The organism is Mumia xiangluensis (assembly GCF_010994095.1).
Lineage (GTDB): Bacteria > Actinomycetota > Actinomycetes > Propionibacteriales > Nocardioidaceae > Mumia > Mumia xiangluensis.
This window is the reverse complement of sequence record NZ_WJYO01000001.1, coordinates 986184-1005111: the sequence shown is the minus strand read 5'-3', so window position 1 is coordinate 1005111 and position 18928 is coordinate 986184. Positions and strand designations below refer to the sequence as shown.

Below are 18928 nucleotides of genomic sequence, written 5' to 3'. Positions count from 1 at the left end.
AGAGCCACCGCGGCGCGCCGTGGCAGGAGTCGGCCAGATGAGGCCCTAAAACGGGTCAGAGGCGGTCCGAAGACCGCCTCTGACCTGTACTTGCTGTTGGAGCCGCCTGTCGGAATCGAACCGACGACCTTCTCATTACGAGTGAGACGCTCTGCCGACTGAGCTAAGGCGGCGACGGCCTCGCGAGGATCGCCCGCTGGCCGAAGGAGAGTCTAGCCGAGACGCCCCAAGCGGCCCAAAGCGGGGGCCGTAGACTCTGGTCGCGTGAGCGAACCCCTCGATCCGACCACCGGCGGAGCCGCCGACCCGACTGCCCTGGCCGAGCTGGAGTCGATGCGCGCGAGCATCGACAACATCGACGCAGCGCTGGTCCACATCCTCGCGGAGCGGTTCAAGTGCACCAAGCGGGTCGGACGGCTCAAGGCCGAGTACGACCTCCCACCGGCCGATCCCGAGCGCGAGGCGCGCCAGATCGCTCGGCTCCGCGCGCTCGCAGTCGATGCCGATCTCGACCCTGCGTTCGCCGAGAAGTTCCTCAACTTCATCATCTCCGAGGTCATCCGCCATCACGAAGCGTTCCGCGGCTGATGCCGCGCATCGCCTTCGACGAGCCGGCGCTCGTCAACTTCATGAGCACCTACCACCTCGCGACCGTCACGACGCTCCGTCCGGACGGAACCCCACACGTCGTGCCAGTCGGTGTCACCTACGACGCGACGACACGAACGGCCCGCGTCATCACGAACGAGGGATCGGTCAAGGTCCGCAACGTCGAGGCAAGCGACGGTCCGGCACGGATCGCGTTCGGCCACATCGACGGCGCACACTGGCTGACCCTGGAGGGCGTCGCCCGGGTCACCCGCGACCCCGACGAGATCGCCGAAGCCGTACGCCGCTACGCGGAGCGCTACCGCCAGCCGCGCGAGAACCCCGACCGGGTCGCGATCATCGTCGACGTCGACCGGATCATGGGCCGCCTGCCGTAGGACCTTGCAGGACGAGGGTTGGAAGCCGGGCCGAGTGCGGACGGGGGGATCACGCACCCGACCCGGCGGTCAGGGGGTTGGGGTTTCGACTCGCTACGCTCGCTCAACCAGCGGGAGGAGGAGCGCTCCAACCAGCGGGAGGAGGAGCGCTCCAACCAGCGGGAGGAAGCAAGCCCCAACCAGCGGGAGGAAGCAAGCCCCAACCATCGGGAGGAAGCAAGCCCCAACCAGCGGGCGGGGCGAGGCGAGAAGGCATCAGCACTCGAGGCCGTCCTTCGGTGGAGTGCCCGTCACCAGGAAGTCGTCGACCGCATCGTCGACGCACTCGTTGCCCATCGCGTAGCCGGTGTGCCCGTCACCGTCGCGACTCACGAGGACACCGGAGTCGAGCTGTTCCGCCATAGCCTGGGCCCACTGGTACGGGGTGGCGGGGTCTCGCGTGGTGCCGACGACCACGATCGGGGGCGCGCCCTCCGCATCGATCTCCGGAGCCGGCTCGGCGGGCTTGATCGGCCACGCGGTGCACGTCACCGGCGACCACGCGAAGCTGCGCCCGAACACCGGCGAGACATCGGTGAACTCCGGCTGCGAGTCGCGCGCCTGCTCGAGCGTCAGGGTCGACGGATCGTCGAGACAGTTCACCGCGTTGAGGGCGACGACGGAGTTGTCCTTGTATCCGCTCTCGTCACGGGAGAGGTACTGGTCGGCGAGGAACAGCAGCTGCGTGCCGTTGCCGTCGAACGCCTGCCGGAGCGCCCGCGTCAGGAGCTCCCAGTAGTCCTCGACGTACAAGGTGACGGCGATCCCGTAGAAGCCGAGCGCCTCCGTCAGCGGACGGTCACGCGTCGACGTCGGCAGCGGCTCCTGGTCGAGGTCGTCGAGGAAGGTCGACAGCTTCTGCTGGGCAGCGGCCACGTCGTCGCCGAGCGGGCAGTCGCTCTGACTGGTGCACGACTCGAGGTAGGCGACGAGTGCCGTCTGGAAGCCCTCGGCCTGGCCACGGTTGAGGCCCTCGGAGTCGATCGTCGGGTCGATCGCCCCGTCGAGCACGAGACGTCCGGCGCGCTTCGGGAAGAGCTCGGCATAGGTCGCGCCGATCATCGTCCCGTACGAGGCGCCCAGGTAGTGCAGTGTCGAGTCACCGACGGCGGCCCGCAGGATGTCGAGATCCTTGGCGACCTCCACGGTCGACACGTGTGCGGCGAGTGCACCCGACTGGGTCTCGCAGCGTGCTCCGAGCTCCTCGGCGGCATCGTAGTAGGCCTGCTCCTCGGACGCGTCGTCCGGCGTCGGGTCTGTGTTGACGTAGGCGTCGAGCTGAGCGGTGTCGGCACACTCGAGCGGCGTGCTCGCCCCGACGCCGCGCGGGTCGAACCCGACGACGTCGTACGCGTCGAGGACGTCGTCACCGGCGACCGCCGTGAAGGACGCGACGTAGTCGACACCCGACCCGCCCGGTCCTCCGGGATTGATGAACAGGGAGCCGACCCTTGCACCCGGATCGTTCGCCGGCAGGCGCCGCAGCTTCAACGTCAAGCGGTCGCCGTCGGGTGCGGCGTAGTCGAGCGGCACCTCCGCGCTGGCGCACTCGTAGCGACCGCACTTCTCCCACGAGATGTCCTGCTCGTAGAACTCGGACAGTGCCGGATCGACCTCGTCGGCGCTGGGTGCAGCACTCGTCGGCGTGCCGGCGGTGAGCCCAGCATCGCGCGAGTCTGCGGCGCTACCGCAGGCGCTGAGCGCCACCAGTGCTGCGGCGACGAGGACGACGGGCCCTCGATGACGCAGTGCCTTCAGGCGGCGCATGCAGTCTCCCTCCGGGTGTGGAATCGTGCCGTGCAAGCCACCGTACGGGAGATTCCTGACAACCGGTTGAGACCATCCACAGGCGATGCTGAGGTCTCAGTGGCGCAGCGTCAGCAGCAGGTGCTCGAGCGCGAGCTGCGGCGCAGCGTTGGCTTCGAGGGCCTCACGGCAGCCCAGGATCGCCTCGATCCGGACAAGGGTCTGCTCGGGCGAACCCGCGTCCGCGAGACGGCGCACGCCATCGGCGACGTCGGCGTTCACCAGCTCGGCACCTGGCGCGGTCTGCGTCGCGAGCACGTCGCGGTAGTACGACAGCAGGTCGATGAGGACACCGTCGATCGAGTCGCGGGCGATGCGCGTGCGCCGACGCTTCTGGTCCTTCTCGAGCGTCGCGAGCCGACCCGCGTAGCCGGCCGGTCGACGGCCGCGGTCCTCGACACCGAACTCCATCTTGAGGGCGTCGCGCTCGGAGTCCTCCAAGCGCTCAGCCACCTCGTCGGCCTGCGCGGATGCGGTCTGCGTGATCGTCGCGGCCGCGTCGAGACAGGCACCGACCGACGTCAGCGAACCCGGAATCGCGAGCACCGCACGCCGTCGCTCGCGCACCGCCTCCTTCGTCGCGAGGGCGCGAGCGCGGCCGACGTGTCCTTGGGCGGCGCGTGCAGCCTGCAGTGCCAGGTCGGGAGCCACTTGCTCGCGCGCCGTCAGCATCTGCGCGACGGCGGCGACCGGCGGCGTACGAAGGACGACCTGGCGTGACCGCGAGCGGATCGTGACGATCACGTCCTCAGCGGTCGGGGCGCACAGCATCCAGACCGTCCGGGGCGGGGGCTCCTCGAGGCTCTTGAGCAACGCGTCGGCGGCCTTCTCGGTGAGTCGGTCCGCGTCTTCGACCACCACCACCTGCCAGCGACCGCTGCCCGGGCGCAGCGCGGCCAGCCGGACCTGTTCGCGCACCTCGGCGACGTCGATGCTCAGGCCGTCGGTGCTGACGAGCGAGACGTCGGGGTGCGCCCCGGCCAGCGTCGTACGGCATGTCTGACACTCGCCGCAGCCGCCGTCGAGGCACTGGAGCGCCGCCGCGAACGCCCGCGCCGCGTTCGAGCGCCCCGAGCCGGGCGGCCCTGTGAACAGCCACGCATGCGTCATCGCCGCACCCTTGCCTCCGGCCAGACGCTCCTGGGCGGAGGCCACCGCCGTACGGAGGATCTCGACGACCGAGTCCTGACCGACCAGGTCGTCCCAGACAGTCACCGCTCGTCCTGAGGAGCGCGAGCTTGCGAGCGCGTCTCGAAGGGCTCGTCCTGAGGAGCGCGAGCTTGCGAGCGCGTCTCGAAGGGGGGCTCGGTCGTGGGCTCGTCGGCGTACGACGGGTCCGGGCGCTCCGACGCGTCGAACCCGCGGAACGCCTCCTCGACGGACTCGATGTGCTCCTCGAGTGCCGACGGGTCGACCGGTGCGCGCGACCCGGGTCCGTCACCGCCTCCCGGAGGGGCGACCGGTGAGGGCTTGTGCTCGAACGGCGACCCCGCGGGCGGCGGCCGCATCGGGTCGATCACGCGCTCGACGTGGCCGAGCAGCGGCTGGACCCGGTCGAGCACCGCATCGGCGATGTCGACGACGGCGCGCTCGGCGCGTACGACCATGTAGTGGTCGCGATCCTTCGACGCCAGCTCGAGGAAGGTCTCTCGGACGCGCTGGTGGAACTCCTCCGGCTCTGCCTCGAGCCGGTCGGCCTCGCCGAACCGCGACCGTCCGAGCCCCGGGGTGACGTCGAGCAGGACGGTCAGGTGGGGCCGCAGCCGAGACGTCGCCCAGCGCGCCACGGACTCGACCTCGGCGAGATCGAGCCCCCGCCCTCCAGCCTGGTAGGCGAGCGTCGAGTCGACGTAGCGGTCGGTGATCACGACGTCGCCGCGCTCCAGCGCCGGACTGACGACCTGCCGGAGGTGCTCGGCCTTGTCGGCGGCGTACAGGAGCATCTCCGTCCGCGGCGACAGCTCACCCGTCGCCGGGTCGAGCACGATCGAACGGACCGTGGCACCCACCTCCGTGGCACCCGGCTCTCGCGTCAGGAGCACCCGGTAGCCGTCCGCGCGCAGGGCCTCGGCGAGCATCCACGACTGCGTGGACTTGCCGGCGCCCTCGCCGCCCTCGAAGGCGATGAAGAGGCCGTGCGGTGCGTACGCGGGGGCGGTGCGCGCATCCTGGCGCACCTCCGCGAAGAACGACAGCCCGTGCCGGTCGTTCATCTGCCGGAACGCCAGCAGACCGAACACGATCGCGAACAGCGACGAGATGAGGATCGTGATCTGGGAGCCCGTGTAGGTGTACTGGCCGAGGTCGCGCATCTGCACGGTGTGGGAGCCGATGACGCCCGACACCAGCGGCGCGACAGCCAGCACCGCCGCCAGCGTCAGCCGCACCATCGACTGCACGAACGCGAAGGTCCGGCCGCGCATCTGCTCGTCGACCTCCAGGCCGAGCAGCGTGTAGCCGGTGATCCAGGCGACGCCCGCACAGAAGCCCACGACGATGACGAGCAGCGCGACCAGCGCCATGTTGTGCACGAGCGCCGTCACGAACAGCCCGATGCCCGCGCCGAGCAGCGCAACGCCGAAGAGCCGCGGGCGGCTCACCTGCGGGAGCACAGACGGGCCACGCCACATGCCGAGTCCGAGGCCGAGGAACACCGCGCCGAACAGCGTGCCGTAGCCGGGGTCGCCTGCGCCGAGGTCGCCGACGAACACGCGTCCGAGGCCGATCACGACACCGCCGCACGCGAACGCACCGACGATGCCGACCACCAGTCCACGGACCAGCGGGGTCTTGAAGACGTACGCCCAGCCTTCAACGATGGTGCGGAAGATGCCGACCTGCTCGTCCTCCGGGATGGCCGCACCCGACGGCATGTCGCGGACGCCGAGGAAGATGAGACCGCCGATCGCGAACGCGGCGGCGACGACGTACATCACCGGGTCGACAGGCGGGATCGTCACGGACGACAGACCGTCCACGACCTTCGTGGTGAAGGTTGCGACGATGAAGAGGATCGCGGCCGGCAGCGCGGAACCGTACGTGGTGGCGAGGTTGATGCGGTTGGCGTCCTCGAGCTGCTCGCGCGAGACGAGCGTCGGGACGGTCGCGTCCTTCGTCGGCATCCACACCGCGTTGACCGCCTCGATCAGAACGGTCGCGACGAGCAGCCACCACAGCGTGCCGACCAGCGGGATGCTTGCGAAGATGACCGCGCGGAGGAACAGCCCCGTCGTCAGGACGAGCCGCCGGTCGAGCCGGTCGGCGACGTAGCCGCCGAACGGTCCGATCACGAGCGCCGGCGCCAGACGCGCGAACAGCACACCCGCGATCGCGAAGTTCTTGCCGGCGTATCCGGTCGCGATGTCGTTCGCGAACGCCGTCAGCGCGAGCAGGCCGATCCAGTCGGCGAGCGAGGCCACACCCAGCGCCGCCCAGAACCGGCGGAACGCCGGGATCTGCATCACTGCACGGATGCCGGTCGTCTCGGTGTCGGCTGAACTGCCTGCCGGATCGTCTCCCACGTGGCCAGCGTATCGACCGGAGCCGTCACGCGGGGCTGCGCGCACCCCGATCCGCACCGCGGGCCTGGCCGCGGAGCTCTGTGAACAACAGGACCACGCAGACGAGACCGACCCAGATCTCCGGCGCCGGGACCAGGACCAGGACCACGACCGCACCGACGGCCGCGCCCCATCGGCCGGCTGTCGCGGCGGAGGGATCGTCGGGTCGCACCTTGACCACCCAGCTCGCCGCCAGCAGAGCAGCGACCGACAGGCACAGCAGGGTCGCGCTCGGACCGGACTCGACGGCATGTCCGTGGACCAGCTCGCGCTCCCAGTAGTCCACCCGTGCCGCCAGCGCCGCCCCGATCGCCGCCGCAGACGCGAACACCGCGTAGTGGCCGAAGCCCCACACGTACTCCGTGCCGGTGCCTCGGGCCCGCTCCAACGCGTCGCCGGAGCCGTGGGCGAAGTAGAGCCACCAGAGCGAGAAGACGATGAGGACGCCGCCGAGCACGACGTAGGCCAGGCCGCGCTGCAGGTCGTGCTCGTCGACCGACTCCTGGATCGCGAGCGTGACCGACAGGATCGTCTCGCCGAGCACGATGATGAAGAACAGGCCGTATCTCTCGGCGATGTGATGGGCGTGCCATCGCGTCTGGTTGGGCCGCTCGGCCCACACCGGCACGACCAGCTCACAGGCGACGCAGACGAGGAAGTAGACGAGCCCGACGTCGCCCGTAAGGAACACCAGCCACAACAGCTGGACGACCGGGATGCCGACGGCGTACCTCAAGCACGTACGCCGGTGGTCGGGGTCGCCGGCCGCTGCCCGCAACCACTGGACGACGAGGCCGACCCGCATGATCAGGTAGCCGACGACGACCAGCGTGAAGTCGCCCTCGAACATCCGTGGCACGCCCGCCGCGATCACCAGCGAGCCGACGATCTGCAGGAGGGTGAGCAACCGGTACGCGATGCCGTCGTCGTCGTACGCCGACGCGAACCACGCGAAGTTCAGCCAGGTCCACCAGATCGCGAAGAAGACCATCCCGTAGCGGATGAGACCGCTCGCGAGGTCGCCCTCGGTCGTGAAGTGGTGCAGCTGCGTCGCCGCCTGAGCCACGGCGACCACGAAGCACAGGTCGGTGAGAAGCTCCAGCGGCGTCGCAGCCCGGTGCTGCTCAGCGGGATCGCGCGCGGTCAGGCCGGAGAGACGGAGGCTCGGCACCCGCTCAGCGTAGGGGTCGCGCCCCGCTCCGGCACCACGTTGTGGTTGCGCCGGAACAGGTTCTCGGGGTCGTACGCGTGCTTGACCGCGGCCAGTCGGGCGTACGTCTCCTCCGGGTAGGCGCTGGCCACGGCCGCGGGGTCGGACTCGTCGAGGAACCCGACGTACGCGCCGGTCCCGTGGCGTGCCACGGCCGCCCAGTCGTCACCCGGTCCGTCCAGGGACGGCACTGGTGCTCCCGGTGGCGCCATTCGTGCGGCGATCACCATCGCCTCGGCGTCGCGGTGGGCAAAGGCCGTCGCATCGCGATCGACCCACTCGACCGCTCCGCCGAGCCCGCGGAACGCGAGGACGGTAGGGGTGGCCGCCGCGAGCGCGAGCGCAGCGTCCAGTCCGTCGTCAGACAGACTCGGGACGAGCGCGTTGCGCATCGCGACCTGCATCCCGTCGGGCATGACGTGCTCCTCCAGAACCTCGGCATACGGGATGACCGCCACGTCGTCGCCGACGACCGAGCCGATCCGGCGAAGCGGGGCGGTCGCACGATCGGCGGCCACCGGGTCGTGCTCGGAGAAGCACCATCGGACGACCAGCTGCGCAGGCCCCGCCGGCGTCTCCGGCACGAGCGACGCGACCGAGGTCAGGCGGTCGTCGCTGGTCCGGAGGTGGTCGCGCCACCCGCGGAGCACCGCTGCGGGCTCACCGGCGTCGTACGCGATCGTGCCCGTCACCACCTTCGACACCCGCGCGGCGACGAAGTCGAGCCTCGTGACTACGCCGGCGTTCCCGCCGCCGCCGCGCAGCGCCCAGAACAGGTCCGGGTCGCGATCCCGGTCGACGGTTCGGACACGCCCATCCGCGGTGACGATCTCGGCCCCGACCACGGAGTCGATCGCCAGGCCGTAGCGGCGGACCATCCAGCCGATCCCGCCACCCAGGGTCAGCCCGCCGACCCCGACGCTCGCCGTGTCGCCGGCGCTGATCGCCAGCCCGTACGGCGCGAGCCGCCGTGCGACCAGCCCCCAGGTCGCGCCCGCCCCGACCCGGACGAGGCCCCGGGAGGCGTCGAGGACCTGGATGCCGTAGAGCCCTCGGAGGTCGAGCAGGAGCCCGCCGGCGGCGGTGCTGTGACCGGCGATGCTGTGGCCGCCGCTGCGGACGGTCAGAGGTGTGCCGGTGTCGCGAGCGTGGTGGATCGCCCCCGCGACGTCGGCGGCGGTGCGGGCGTGCACCACGGTGTCGGGTGTGCCGTACGAGGTCATGCTGTTCTCCTTCGGTAGAGATGGAAGGTGAGTGGCGCGAAGGCGGCGACGACCACCGCGGAGGCGACGAGCACCCACGCGACGTCGCCGAACGAGGCCGTGCCCGCGAACAGCTCGCGCTCGGCCGTGACGAGGAGGCTGACCGGGTTCGCTTCGACCCAGGGCTGCAGCCAGTCGGGCATCGTGGCCGGGTCGACGAAGGCGTTGCTGGCGAAGGTCAACGGGAACTGGAGGACGAAGCTCAGCATCGAGACCGCCTGCGGCGAACGCGCGACCAGCCCGATCGCGGCCCACACCCAGGAGAGGGCGTACGCGAAGACCAGCGCGAGACCGATGCCGGCGACGACTCCGGTGACCCCGCCGTCGGGACGCCAGCCGAGGACGAGCCCGAGCGTGACCACGATGGCCGACGCCACGAGGTAGCGCCCCAGGTCGCCCGCGAGCGTCCCGACCACGTGCGCGGGCTGCCACGCCGGCAGCGAACGGAACCGGTCGAGCACGCCCCTGCTGACGTCGGTGTTGAGCGACAGGCCGCCGTACACGGTCATCAGCAGGATCGCCATCACGAGCGTGCCCGGCAGCAGGAACTGGAGGTACTCCCGCGGCGATCCGGCCAGCGCGCCACCGAACAGGAAGGTGAAGAGGACCGTGAAGATGAACGGGATCAGGATCGCGTCCGCCGCCTGCTCGGGGGTGTGGCGGAGCTTGAGCAGCGAGCGCCACGCGAACACGCGCACGGCACCCCACGCAGTCGACGGCGTCGTGTCTGCGGCCGGGTCCGCGAGCACGGAGACCCGCACGGCCGGGATCGTGGCGGTCATGCCGGCACCGCCTCGTCGGTCAGGGCCAGGAAGACCTCGTCGAGCGTGGGTCGGCGGACGTCGAACCCTGCGAGCGTGATCCCGGCGTCGTCGAGCACGTCGAGCACCTCCCGCACCGGCCTCGTCAGCGGAAGGGACAGCACGGTCGTGGCGTCGTGCTCCGCTCCGGAGGCGGGTGGCCGGGCTGCGTCGGCAGGCAACCCGAGGCTCTCCGTCGCGCGTACGGCGTCGGCGGCCGCGACGCGTACCTCGAGGACGTCGCCGCCGACCGATCGTTTGAGCGTGTCCGGGGAGCCGGTCGCGACCAGGCGCCCGCCCGACACGACACCGATCAGGTCGGCGAGCTGGTCGGCCTCGTCGAGGTACTGGGTCGTGAGCAGCACGGTGGTCCCGCGGTCGACCAGCTCACGGACGACGTCCCAGACGTGTCGGCGGCTGCGCGGGTCGAGACCTGTCGTGGGCTCGTCGAGGAACAGCAGCCGCGGCGTCCGTACGAGGCTGGCGGCGATGTCGAGACGTCGCTGCATGCCGCCGGAGTAGGTGTTGACGAGCCGACCGGCGGCCTCGTCGAGCCCGAACGCCGCCAGCAGCTCGTCGGCCCGCGCGTGCGCCGACCGGCGGGAGCGGCCGAGCAGCCGAGCCTGGACGACGAGGTTCTCGCGGCCTGTCAGGTCCGTGTCGAGCGACGCGAACTGTCCGGTCAGCGAGAGCTCGCGACGCACGGCGGCGGCGTCGTCCACGACGTCGTGGCCGAGGACCACCGCGCGGCCGTCGTCGGGTCGCAGCAGCGTCGCGAGCAGGCGGACGGTGGTCGTCTTGCCGGCGCCGTTGGGGCCCAGCAGGCCGTACACGCCGCCGCGCGGCACGACCAGGTCGAGCCCGTCCACCGCTCGTGTCTGCCCGAAGGTCTTGGTGAGGCCCGCGGTCTCCACCGCCGGCGCCGTCGGATCGTCGCGCATCTCGTGCTCCTCGTTCGTCGGAAGGCCCCAGGCTCGCTCGTCGGAGGTGTCCCGGTCGTCGTCCCAGGGAGGGCAGTTCCGCGCGGGCCACCGGCAGACGCGGAGGGCACGGCGTACTCCCTGGGGAGTAGGCCGTGGGCGCTCCCTGCGGAGGATGTGGTCAGACACCGCGGTCGCTTACAGTGCCGGAGTGCGTACAGGTCGCGGCTGGAGACGTCTCTACACGGCAGGCTGGGCGGTCTCGGCCGTCGTCGGTGCTGTCGCGGTGCACGAGTGGAAGGGGCGGCTCGCCGAGATGCAGGAGCGGCTCGACGAGGCGGAGCGTGTTCGGGACGAGGTCCTGCGCCGCCGCGCCGCGGAGGAGCGCCTGCGGATCGCCCGCGACCTCCACGACTCGCTGACGCACTCGATCTCCGTCGTCACCATGCAGGCGGGCGTGGCGGCGCACCTCGCCCGCAAGCGTGGAGAGACGGTTCCCGACGCGTTGGCAGCGATCCAAGAGGCAGCCGGCGAGGCGTCGCGCGACCTGCGCGAGACGTTGAGCGTGCTGCGACGCGACGACCAGGTCAACGGGTACGGGCTGCAGGACCTGCCGGGACTGGTCGCGCGCACCAGTGGCGCCGGTCTGGAGCCGACGCTGACGGTCACCGGCAACCGCGGGCACGTCCCCGCCGAGGTCGACGCCGCCGCGTACCGGATCGTTCAGGAAGCGCTGACCAACGTCGCCCGCCACGCGGGGCAGGTCGGGACCCGAGTGACCGTCGACTACACCGCTGACGCCGTCACCGTGAGCGTCGAGGACGATGGCGCCAGCCCTGCCCCGTCCGCATCACCGACGCGGCCGGGCCTCGGCCTGGTGGGCATGCGCGAGCGGACGGTCGCGCTGGGCGGTCACCTGAGCGCAGGTCCGCGCGAGGGCGGCGGATTCTCGGTCGTCGCGCACCTGCCGCTCGCCGTGGCCCAGGGATCCCGCGTGTGATGCGCGTTCTTCTCGTCGACGACCAGCCCCTGATCCGCACGGGTCTGCGCGCCCTCCTCGACGCGGAGGACGACGTCGACGTCGTCGCCGAGGCGAGCAACGGCGAGGAGGCGGTCGCGCTCGCGGTCGAGCTCGCCCCCGACCTCGTCCTCATGGACGTCCAGATGCCGGTGCTCGACGGGATCGAGGCGACGCGGCAGATCGTCGCAGATCCGCGCCTCGAGGCCGTCCGCGTCGTAGTGCTGACCAACTACGGGCTCGACCAGTACGTCTTCGACGCGCTCCGCGCGGGCGCGAGCGGGTTCCTCGTCAAGGACACCGAGCCCGCCGAGCTCGTCCAGGCGCTCCGGGTGGTCTCCGACGGTGACGCGTTGCTCTCTCCCGGCGTCACCCGCCAGCTGATCAGCGAGTTCGTGGCCCGCCCTGCCGATGTCGTCACGACGGAAGCCGTCGGCGACCTCACCAACCGTGAGCGAGAGGTCGTCGCGCTCGTCGGGCGCGGGCTCAGCAACGACGAGATCGCCGACCTGCTCGTCGTGAGCCCGACGACGGCGAAGACCCATGTCAGCCGGGCGATCACCAAGACCGGGGTGCGAGACCGGGCACAGCTGGTCGTGTTCGCCTACGAGACCGGGCTCGTCCAGCCGCGCGACCGCGACGCCTCGACGGGCTGACCAGCGGCAGGCCCGGGCCGCCTCTGCATAGGATCGTCGCGTGGCGAACGTAGATGTGGTCGTGGTCGGAGCCGGCGTGTCCGGTCTGGTGACGGCGGACCGCGTCCGCGCGGCCGGCCGTACTGTCGTCGTGCTCGAGGCACGCGGCCGGGTGGGAGGCCGTACGCTCTCCGAGCCCGTGCCGCCCGTCGGCACCGACTCGGAGGCGGATCCCAAGCCGCTCGCCGGCCTCGTGGTCGACTCGGGCGCCGGTTGGGTCGCCCCGGACCAGACCCTGCTGCTGGCCGAGCTCGAGCGGTTCGGGATCGCGACGACACCTCAGGTACGCCCCGGGGACGCGCTCATGTCGATGCGCGGCAAGTCGCGCCGGTACACCGACGCCGCACGTTCCTTCGATCCCGTCACCACGGCCGACATCGCCCAAGGGATGCTCCGATTCTCCGCAGCCGCCGAGAAGGTCGACGTCGCGGCACCGTGGCGCGGCGAGCACGCTGCTCGGTACGACGCCCAGACCTTCGAGAGCTGGATCCGGCGGACCTGCCTGACAGGCAAGGGGCGCGACTACTTCCGGCTGGCCTGCGAGGCCGTGCTCGCGACCGCGCCCCAGAACGTGTCGCTGCTCCACGTGCTGTTCTACGCGCAGTCGGGCGGTGGTCTGCTCCACCTCCTCACGACCGGCGGCGGCGCCCACGACGCCCGCGTCGTCGGCGGGATGCAGCAGGTGGCAGAGCGCCTCGCCGAGGACCTCGGGCAGTGGGTCCGCCTGTACGAGCCGGTCAGCACGATCATGCACGACGCGGACGGCATCTCCGTCCACAGCGAGTCCGGCGCGACGACCGCGCACCGGGTCGTCGTCACCGTGCCGCCGGCGCTGGCGTCGAGCATCGACTACCTCCCTGGGCTCCCGCAGGACCGCACTCTCTTGACGCAGCGGATGCCGCACGGCAGCGTCGTGAAGGTCCACGCCGTCTATCGCCGCCCGTTCTGGCGCGACGCCGCGCTGTCCGGCGAGATCGCCTCGGACCAGGGCCCCACGAAGGTCGTGTTCGACACGAGTCCGCCCGACGATGCGTACGGCGTCCTGACCGTGCTCGTCGACGGCGAGGACGCGGTGCGGCTGGGGTCCATGGACGCGGACCGCGCCCGCGACGCCGTGCTGCGCGGACTGGCGAGCCACCTCGGACCGAAGGCGATGGACCCGGTCGGCTACCTCGCGAAGGACTGGACGGCCGAGGAGTGGACCCGCGGGTGCTACGGCGCGCACCTACCGCCGGGCGCCTGGACGCAGGTCGGCTCAGCACTCCGTACGCCGGTCGGTCGGATCCATTGGGCGGGCACGGAGACGGCGGAGCGGTGGTGCGGGTACGTCGACGGCGCGATCGCGTCCGGCGAGCGCGCCGCAGCCGAAGTCCTGGCCGCGCTGCCGTAGCGGCGTCTCCCTAGGACACGTTCCGTCGACAGAGTGAGCCGGCGGGCGTACGGCGCAGCTCAGCCGCGGGCGGCCATGATCCGCTGCGCGAGCATCCCGAACTGCTCGCCGGCAGGAACCTTGACGAGCTCCGCCCACAAGGCACCACGCCCGTAGTCGTCGAGGTTCGCCAGCTCACCGGACCCGGTCTCGACGATGACGCCCTGCACGTCACCCCACAGCAGGGTGCTCCCGTCACCGGAACCGGCGTCGGGATTCTCGACCTCCGCTGCCTTCGGCCCGTCGAACATCGACAGACCGACGTCCGCACCGCCGAGGAACGCGACGTTGGATCCTTCCGGGGCGCGCTCGGCGTAAGCGGCCACGGCCTCGCCCTCGAGGCTTACGGGGACGGCGATGGTGTCACCGCTCGCGACGCCGTCGCGATCCTTCACGACCTGGTCGACCGCGACGAGGAGGACGGCGTACGGCGCGCGCTCGTCGCCGAGATCGACGATCGGACCCTCTTCCCACGACGCGACCGTCCCCAGGACCACCACGGGGGACGCGTCCGCGAGCTCCTCGACACTGGCGTAGCCCTGGAGGTCGATGCTCCCTCCGCCGTCGACCTCGGGCGGCGAAGCGGTCGCGTCACCGGCCGTCGGGGACGCCGATGCCGTGGCCTCGCTCGCGGGCGACTCCTCCGAGCCGCACCCCGCGAGAAGGACTCCGACTGCCGTCAGGCCGGCCAGCGCGGACGCAACACGCATCCCCACCCTCAGGACTCCGGCGTCGAAGCCGCGGTCTTCTTCGTGGCGGTCTTCTTCGCCGCGGTCTTCGTGGCGGTCTTCTTCGCTGCGGTCTTCTTCGCTGCAGCCTTCTTCGCCGTCGCCTTCTTCGCGGTCGCCTTCTTGGCGGGCGCCTTGCGGGCCGTCTTCTTGACCGGCCCCTTGGCGCGCTTCTCCGCGAGCAGCTCCGCCGCCCGCGCGAGCGTGATCGTGTCGACCTCGTCGCCCTTGCGCAACGTCGCGTTGACCTCGCCGTCCGTGACGTACGGACCGAAGCGCCCGTCCTTCACGACGACCGGCTTCTTGGACTCCGGATCCTCGCCGAGCTCCTTGAGCGGGGCGGCGGCCGCGCGACGACCGCGCTGCTTCGGCTGCGCGTAGATCGCGAGTGCCTCGGGCAGCGTGATGTCGAAGATCTGCTCCTCGGTCTCGAGAGAACGCGAGTCGGTGCCCTTCTTGAGGTACGGCCCGTAGCGGCCGTTCTGGGCCGTGATCTCGTCGCCGGTCTCGGGGTCGGCGCCGACCACGCGCGGGAGCGCGAGGAGCTTGACGGCGTCGTCGATCGTCACCGAGTCGAGGTCCATCGACTTGAGGAGCGACCCCGTACGAGGCTTCTCCTTCTTGGGGGCGTCCTCGGGAAGCACCTCGGTCACGTACGGCCCGAAGCGACCGTTCTTCGCGACGACGACGCGACCCGTGGTCGGGTCGGTGCCGAGCTCGCGGTCCTGACCGGCCGGGTTCGCAAGGAGCTCCTTGGCCTTGTCGAGCGTCAGCTCGTCCGGCGGCAGGTCGTCGGGGACGTTGGCCCGCTGGAGCACGCCGTCGGCGTCGGGTCCCTCGAGGTATGGACCGTACCGTCCGACGCGCAGCGCGATGCCCTCGCCACCGTCCCCGAGCTCGAAGGTCGAGAGCTCGCGCGCGTCGATGTCCCCGAGGCCGTCGACCAGCTTCTTGAGGCCGGTGTCCTCGTCCTTGCCCCCGTAGTAGAAGCCGTGCAGGACGCTCGACCGCTCCTCGCGCCCCGCCGCGACCTCGTCGAGGACGTCCTCCATCATCGCCGTGAAGTCGTAGTCGACGAGTCGCTCGAAGTGCCGCACCATCAGCCGCACGGTCGAGAACGCCACCCACGAGGGGACCAGCGCGGTCCCCTTCTTGTAGACGTAACCGCGGTTCAGGATGGTCTGGATGATCGAGGCGTACGTCGACGGGCGGCCGATCTCGCGCTTCTCGAGCTCGCCGATCAGCGTCTGCTCCGTGAACCGCGCCGGGGGCTTCGTGGTGTGACCGGATGCGTCGAGCGCGTCCACGGTCACCGAGTCGCCCTCGGCCACGTCGGGGAGCCGGGTCTGCTTGTCGTCGGAGTCCGCCTCGGGGTCGTCAGCACCCTCGACGTACGCCTTCAGGAACCCGTAGAACGTGATCGTGCGCCCCGAGGAGGTGAACACGCACTCCTCGCCGGAGGTCGCAGTGGCTCCGATGCGGACTGTGACGGTGTTGCCCTTGGCGTCCTTCATCTGCGATGCCATCGTGCGCATCCAGATCAGCTCGTACAGGCGGAACTCGTCGCCGGACAGCCCGGTCTCCGCCGGCGTACGGAACGACTCGCCGGCCGGGCGGATCGCCTCGTGCGCCTCCTGCGCGTTCTTCACCTTCGACGCGTACGTCCGCGGGGCGTCCGGCAGGTAGTCCGGGCCGTACAGCTCGCGGACCTGCGCCCGTGCGGCGTCCAGCGCCGTCTGCGACAGCGTCGTCGAGTCCGTACGCATGTAGGTGATGTAGCCGCCCTCGTACAGGCGCTGCGCGACCTGCATCGCACGCTGCGCGCCCCAGCCGAGCTTGCGACCGGCCTCCTGCTGCATCGTGACCGTGCGGAAGGGGGCGTACGGACGGCGCGTGTAGGGCTTCGACTCGACCGACTGCACGGTGAAGGTCTGCTCGCGCAGCCCCTCGGCGAGGGCAGCGGCGCGTGCCTCGTCGAGGTGAACGACGGCCGTGGGGTCGTTGCTGGTGAGCTCGCCTTCGGAGCTGAAGTCACGGCCCTGTGCGACGCGGGCACCGGCCACCGAGAGCAGCCGTGCCGGGAAGACCCGCGGATCCTTGCCGGCGCCGGCGTCGAAGCGGGCGTCGAGGTCCCAGTACGAGGCGGCGCGGAACGCGATGCGCTCCCACTCCCGCTCGACGACCATCCGCGTCGCGACGGACTGGACACGCCCGGCCGAGAGGCCCGACATGACCTTCTTCCACAGGACCGGGCTGACCTCGTAGCCGTACAGGCGGTCGAGGATCCGGCGCGTCTCCTGGGCGTCGACGAGGTCGGTGTTGATGTCGCGGGTGTTCTCGATGGCGTGGGCGATGGCCTGAGGGGTGATCTCGTTGAACGTCATCCGGCGGACCGGGACCTTCGGCTTCAGCTCGTCGACGAGGTGCCACGCGATGGCCTCGCCCTCGCGGTCCTCATCCGTCGCGAGGATGAGCTCATCAGACTCTTTGAGGAGCTTCTTGAGCTTGGTGATCTGTGCCTTCTTGTCCGCCGGCACGACGTACACCGGGTCAAAGCTGCCCTCGACGTCCACACCGAGCCGCGCCCACGGCTGCCCCTTGTACTTCGCGGGCACCTCCGCCGCCCCGTTGGGCAGGTCGCGGACGTGCCCGAACGACGCCTCGACGACGTAGCCCTTGCCGAGATAGCCGGCGATCTGAGCGATCTTCTTCGGCGACTCGACGATGACAAGAGAGGTCACGGTGCTCGGTGCTCCTGGTCCTGGACAGTGTCCGCGGCGCCTCACGGCATGCCACAGTGCGTCGCAAAGTCGCGACGCGGCCAAGGTAGCGCGTGATCGCAAGGAGGGTGGGCATTGGCCCACCTTGGGGCCAGGTCAGTGCAGGTAGCCGTCCGCCACCAGGGCCCGAACGGCGGGAAGCGTCGTACGCCGGACCTCGTCCTCGTCGAGGTCGAGGATCTGGGCCAGCGCGTCGAGGATCTGCCCGACGGACAGGTCGCCGTCGCAGGCGCCGACGAGGCCCGCCTCGACGGTGTCGAGCTGCTTGGCCCGCCGCACGCCGCGCTGCAGCCGCACCATGATCACCTCGGGGTCCGCCGCCCCGGCCGGCCCGACGGTCTCCTGAACGAGGTCCTCCGCCTGGACGAGGTGCGCGGCCAGCAGGTCAGCGTCCGTGGCCGACCCGTACGCGTCGGTGCGCGCCCCCCACGCGGCGACGTGCGGGCCGATCGGCTGCTCGATCTCGTACGGCCACTCCTCCAGCCGCAGCACCGGGACGTCGCGGCCGGCGTTGCGGAGACTGAGCCACCCGAACCCGATCGCCTCGATGCCCTGCTCCTCGAACCAGCCGAGCCACGTGTCGTACCGCTGGACGTAGTCGGGCGCGCCCTGCAGGCCGGCGTCGGCGAGCCACATCTCGACGTACGTCGGCAGGTCGGCGACCTCACGCTGCAGCACCCAGGCGTCGCAGCCGGTGCCGGTCAGCCACTCCGTGATGCGTTCGGTCCACGGCTGACCCTCGACGTGCACCCAGTTGGCGAGAACCTGGCACCAACCGCCGGGGTTGAGGTGCGCAGGGGCCTCGGTCACGATGCGGCGCACGACCTCGTCGCCGGGCAGTCCCGAGTCGCGGTAGACGAGGCGTTCGCCGGTGGCAGGTGAGACGACGAACGGGGGGTTGGTGGCGATCAGGTCGTACCGCTCGCCCTGCACCGGCGCGAACAGGCTGCCGTCGCGGACCTCGTACGCCGGTGTCGCCGGGTCGTCGGCGTTGATGGCCGCCGTCAAGCGGGCCATCGCGAGCGCCCTCGGGTTCACGTCGGTGCCGACGACGCGGCCGGCGTGCGTGGCGAGGTGGAGCGACTGCACTCCGCAGCCGGTGCCGAGGTCCAGCGCGCTCCCGACCGGGTTGCGGACGGTCAGCTGCGCCAGAGACGTCGACGCCTCGCTGATGCCGAGGACGTGCTCCGGCCCGACGGTGCGCGGCGTCCCGTCGAGGCCGGGGGTGAGGTCGCACACGACCCACCAGTCGTTCACGTCGTCGCCGTACGCCCTGAGGTCGACGCGGGCGGCCACCTCACCGACGGAGCGCTCGAGGACTCCCGCCACCGCGAGGGAGTCGACGAGACCGGGCAGCGCGCGCTCGGCGTCGGCGACCGGCACCGGCACCTGGAGGGCGAAGAGCCGGGTCAGCGTGGAGAGCGGCGACCCGTCCGAGGTCGCGCGACGTGCGGGCGTGGTCTCGTTGCGCATGAGCGCCCGGTGCGCGTCGGCACCGAGGAGGTCCGCGACGGCCTCGACCGTGTAGGGAGCGGCGCGAAGGGCGTCACGCAGGGCGGCAGCGTCGGAGTCGCGGAGCATGGGTCAAGCGTAGGTTGCCGGGTTGCCGTCCGGCCGACGGCGGACGGGGACGAGACGACGGACGTGGACGAGACGACGGACGTGGACGAGACGACGGACGTGCCGGAGGGCCGC

15 protein-coding genes and 1 tRNA gene are annotated in these 18928 nt (G+C 71.1%); 5 read left to right on the top strand and 11 right to left on the bottom strand.

What is annotated here, in order from left to right:
* Positions 1-97 precede the first annotated feature (97 nt).
* Positions 98-173, bottom strand: a tRNA-Thr gene (locus tag GH747_RS04560).
* 142 nt (positions 174-315) lie between these two features.
* On the opposite strand from GH747_RS04560, the gene GH747_RS04555 reads away from it, so the two are divergent.
* Both GH747_RS04555 and GH747_RS04550 read left to right on the top strand, forming a co-directional pair.
* Entirely contained in the window at positions 316-588 is a 273-nt protein-coding gene (locus GH747_RS04555) for a chorismate mutase (protein WP_267236160.1), read from the top strand.
* Positions 588-986 (top strand): pyridoxamine 5'-phosphate oxidase family protein, encoded by a 399-nt coding sequence (locus GH747_RS04550; RefSeq protein WP_149768328.1) that lies wholly within the window; start codon positions 588-590, stop codon positions 984-986. The genes GH747_RS04555 and GH747_RS04550 overlap by 1 nt, the downstream gene beginning before the upstream one ends.
* Positions 987-1241: 255 nt before the next feature.
* Here the strand turns inward: GH747_RS04550 and GH747_RS04545 are convergent, their stop codons facing one another.
* The 7 genes from GH747_RS04545 to GH747_RS04515 all read right to left on the bottom strand — a co-directional run bounded on the left by GH747_RS04545 (position 1242) and on the right by GH747_RS04515 (position 10604).
* Complete coding sequence (locus GH747_RS04545; protein WP_149768327.1) at positions 1242-2792, bottom strand: alpha/beta hydrolase; 1551 nt, start codon at positions 2790-2792, stop codon at positions 1242-1244.
* 96 nt (positions 2793-2888) lie between these two features.
* Positions 2889-4046 carry a DNA polymerase III subunit delta' gene (locus GH747_RS04540; RefSeq protein WP_149768326.1) on the bottom strand — a complete coding sequence of 386 codons (1158 nt, stop codon included), beginning with the start codon at positions 4044-4046 and terminating at the stop codon, positions 2889-2891.
* Positions 4043-6352: a dTMP kinase gene (tmk, locus tag GH747_RS04535; RefSeq protein ID WP_149768325.1), complete on the bottom strand. Its 2310-nt coding sequence runs from the start codon at positions 6350-6352 to the stop codon at positions 4043-4045. Before tmk ends, GH747_RS04540 begins: the two co-directional genes overlap by 4 nt.
* Positions 6353-6377: 25 nt before the next feature.
* Positions 6378-7562, bottom strand: coding sequence for a low temperature requirement protein A (locus tag GH747_RS04530; protein ID WP_149768324.1), 1185 nt, complete (start codon positions 7560-7562; stop codon positions 6378-6380).
* The gene (locus GH747_RS04525) at positions 7535-8824 is read right to left on the bottom strand and encodes an FAD-binding oxidoreductase (RefSeq protein ID WP_149768323.1); all 1290 of its coding nucleotides are present in this window, start codon (positions 8822-8824) and stop codon (positions 7535-7537) included. Before GH747_RS04525 ends, GH747_RS04530 begins: the two co-directional genes overlap by 28 nt.
* On the bottom strand, positions 8821-9645 hold the full coding sequence (locus GH747_RS04520) for an ABC transporter permease (protein ID WP_149768322.1): 825 nt from the start codon (positions 9643-9645) through the stop codon (positions 8821-8823). The genes GH747_RS04525 and GH747_RS04520 overlap by 4 nt, the downstream gene beginning before the upstream one ends.
* On the bottom strand, positions 9642-10604 hold the full coding sequence (locus tag GH747_RS04515) for an ATP-binding cassette domain-containing protein (RefSeq protein WP_149768321.1): 963 nt from the start codon (positions 10602-10604) through the stop codon (positions 9642-9644). Before GH747_RS04515 ends, GH747_RS04520 begins: the two co-directional genes overlap by 4 nt.
* A 190-nt stretch (positions 10605-10794) precedes the next feature.
* On the opposite strand from GH747_RS04515, the gene GH747_RS04510 reads away from it, so the two are divergent.
* The 3 genes from GH747_RS04510 to GH747_RS04500 are packed head-to-tail and all read left to right on the top strand — an operon-like array spanning position 10795 to position 13686.
* A complete protein-coding gene (locus tag GH747_RS04510) occupies positions 10795-11583 on the top strand; it encodes a sensor histidine kinase (protein WP_205602756.1) in 789 nt (262 codons plus the stop codon).
* On the top strand, positions 11580-12257 hold the full coding sequence (locus GH747_RS04505; protein ID WP_149768319.1) for a response regulator: 678 nt from the start codon (positions 11580-11582) through the stop codon (positions 12255-12257). The genes GH747_RS04510 and GH747_RS04505 overlap by 4 nt, the downstream gene beginning before the upstream one ends.
* A 40-nt stretch (positions 12258-12297) precedes the next feature.
* Positions 12298-13686, top strand: coding sequence for a flavin monoamine oxidase family protein (locus GH747_RS04500; RefSeq protein ID WP_149768318.1), 1389 nt, complete (start codon positions 12298-12300; stop codon positions 13684-13686).
* A gap of 59 nt (positions 13687-13745) precedes the next feature.
* On the opposite strand, the gene GH747_RS04495 is transcribed toward GH747_RS04500, so the two are convergent.
* The 3 genes from GH747_RS04495 to GH747_RS04485 form a co-directional block, all read right to left on the bottom strand.
* Positions 13746-14435, bottom strand: a complete 690-nt coding sequence (locus tag GH747_RS04495; protein WP_149768317.1) for a hypothetical protein — start codon at positions 14433-14435, stop codon at positions 13746-13748.
* An 8-nt stretch (positions 14436-14443) separates the two neighbouring features.
* Complete coding sequence (gene topA / locus GH747_RS04490; RefSeq protein WP_149768316.1) at positions 14444-17194, bottom strand: type I DNA topoisomerase; 2751 nt, start codon at positions 17192-17194, stop codon at positions 14444-14446.
* A 135-nt stretch (positions 17195-17329) separates the two neighbouring features.
* On the bottom strand, positions 17330-18814 hold the full coding sequence (locus tag GH747_RS04485) for a DUF7059 domain-containing protein (RefSeq protein ID WP_149768315.1): 1485 nt from the start codon (positions 18812-18814) through the stop codon (positions 17330-17332).
* Positions 18815-18928: the final 114 nt, after the last annotated feature.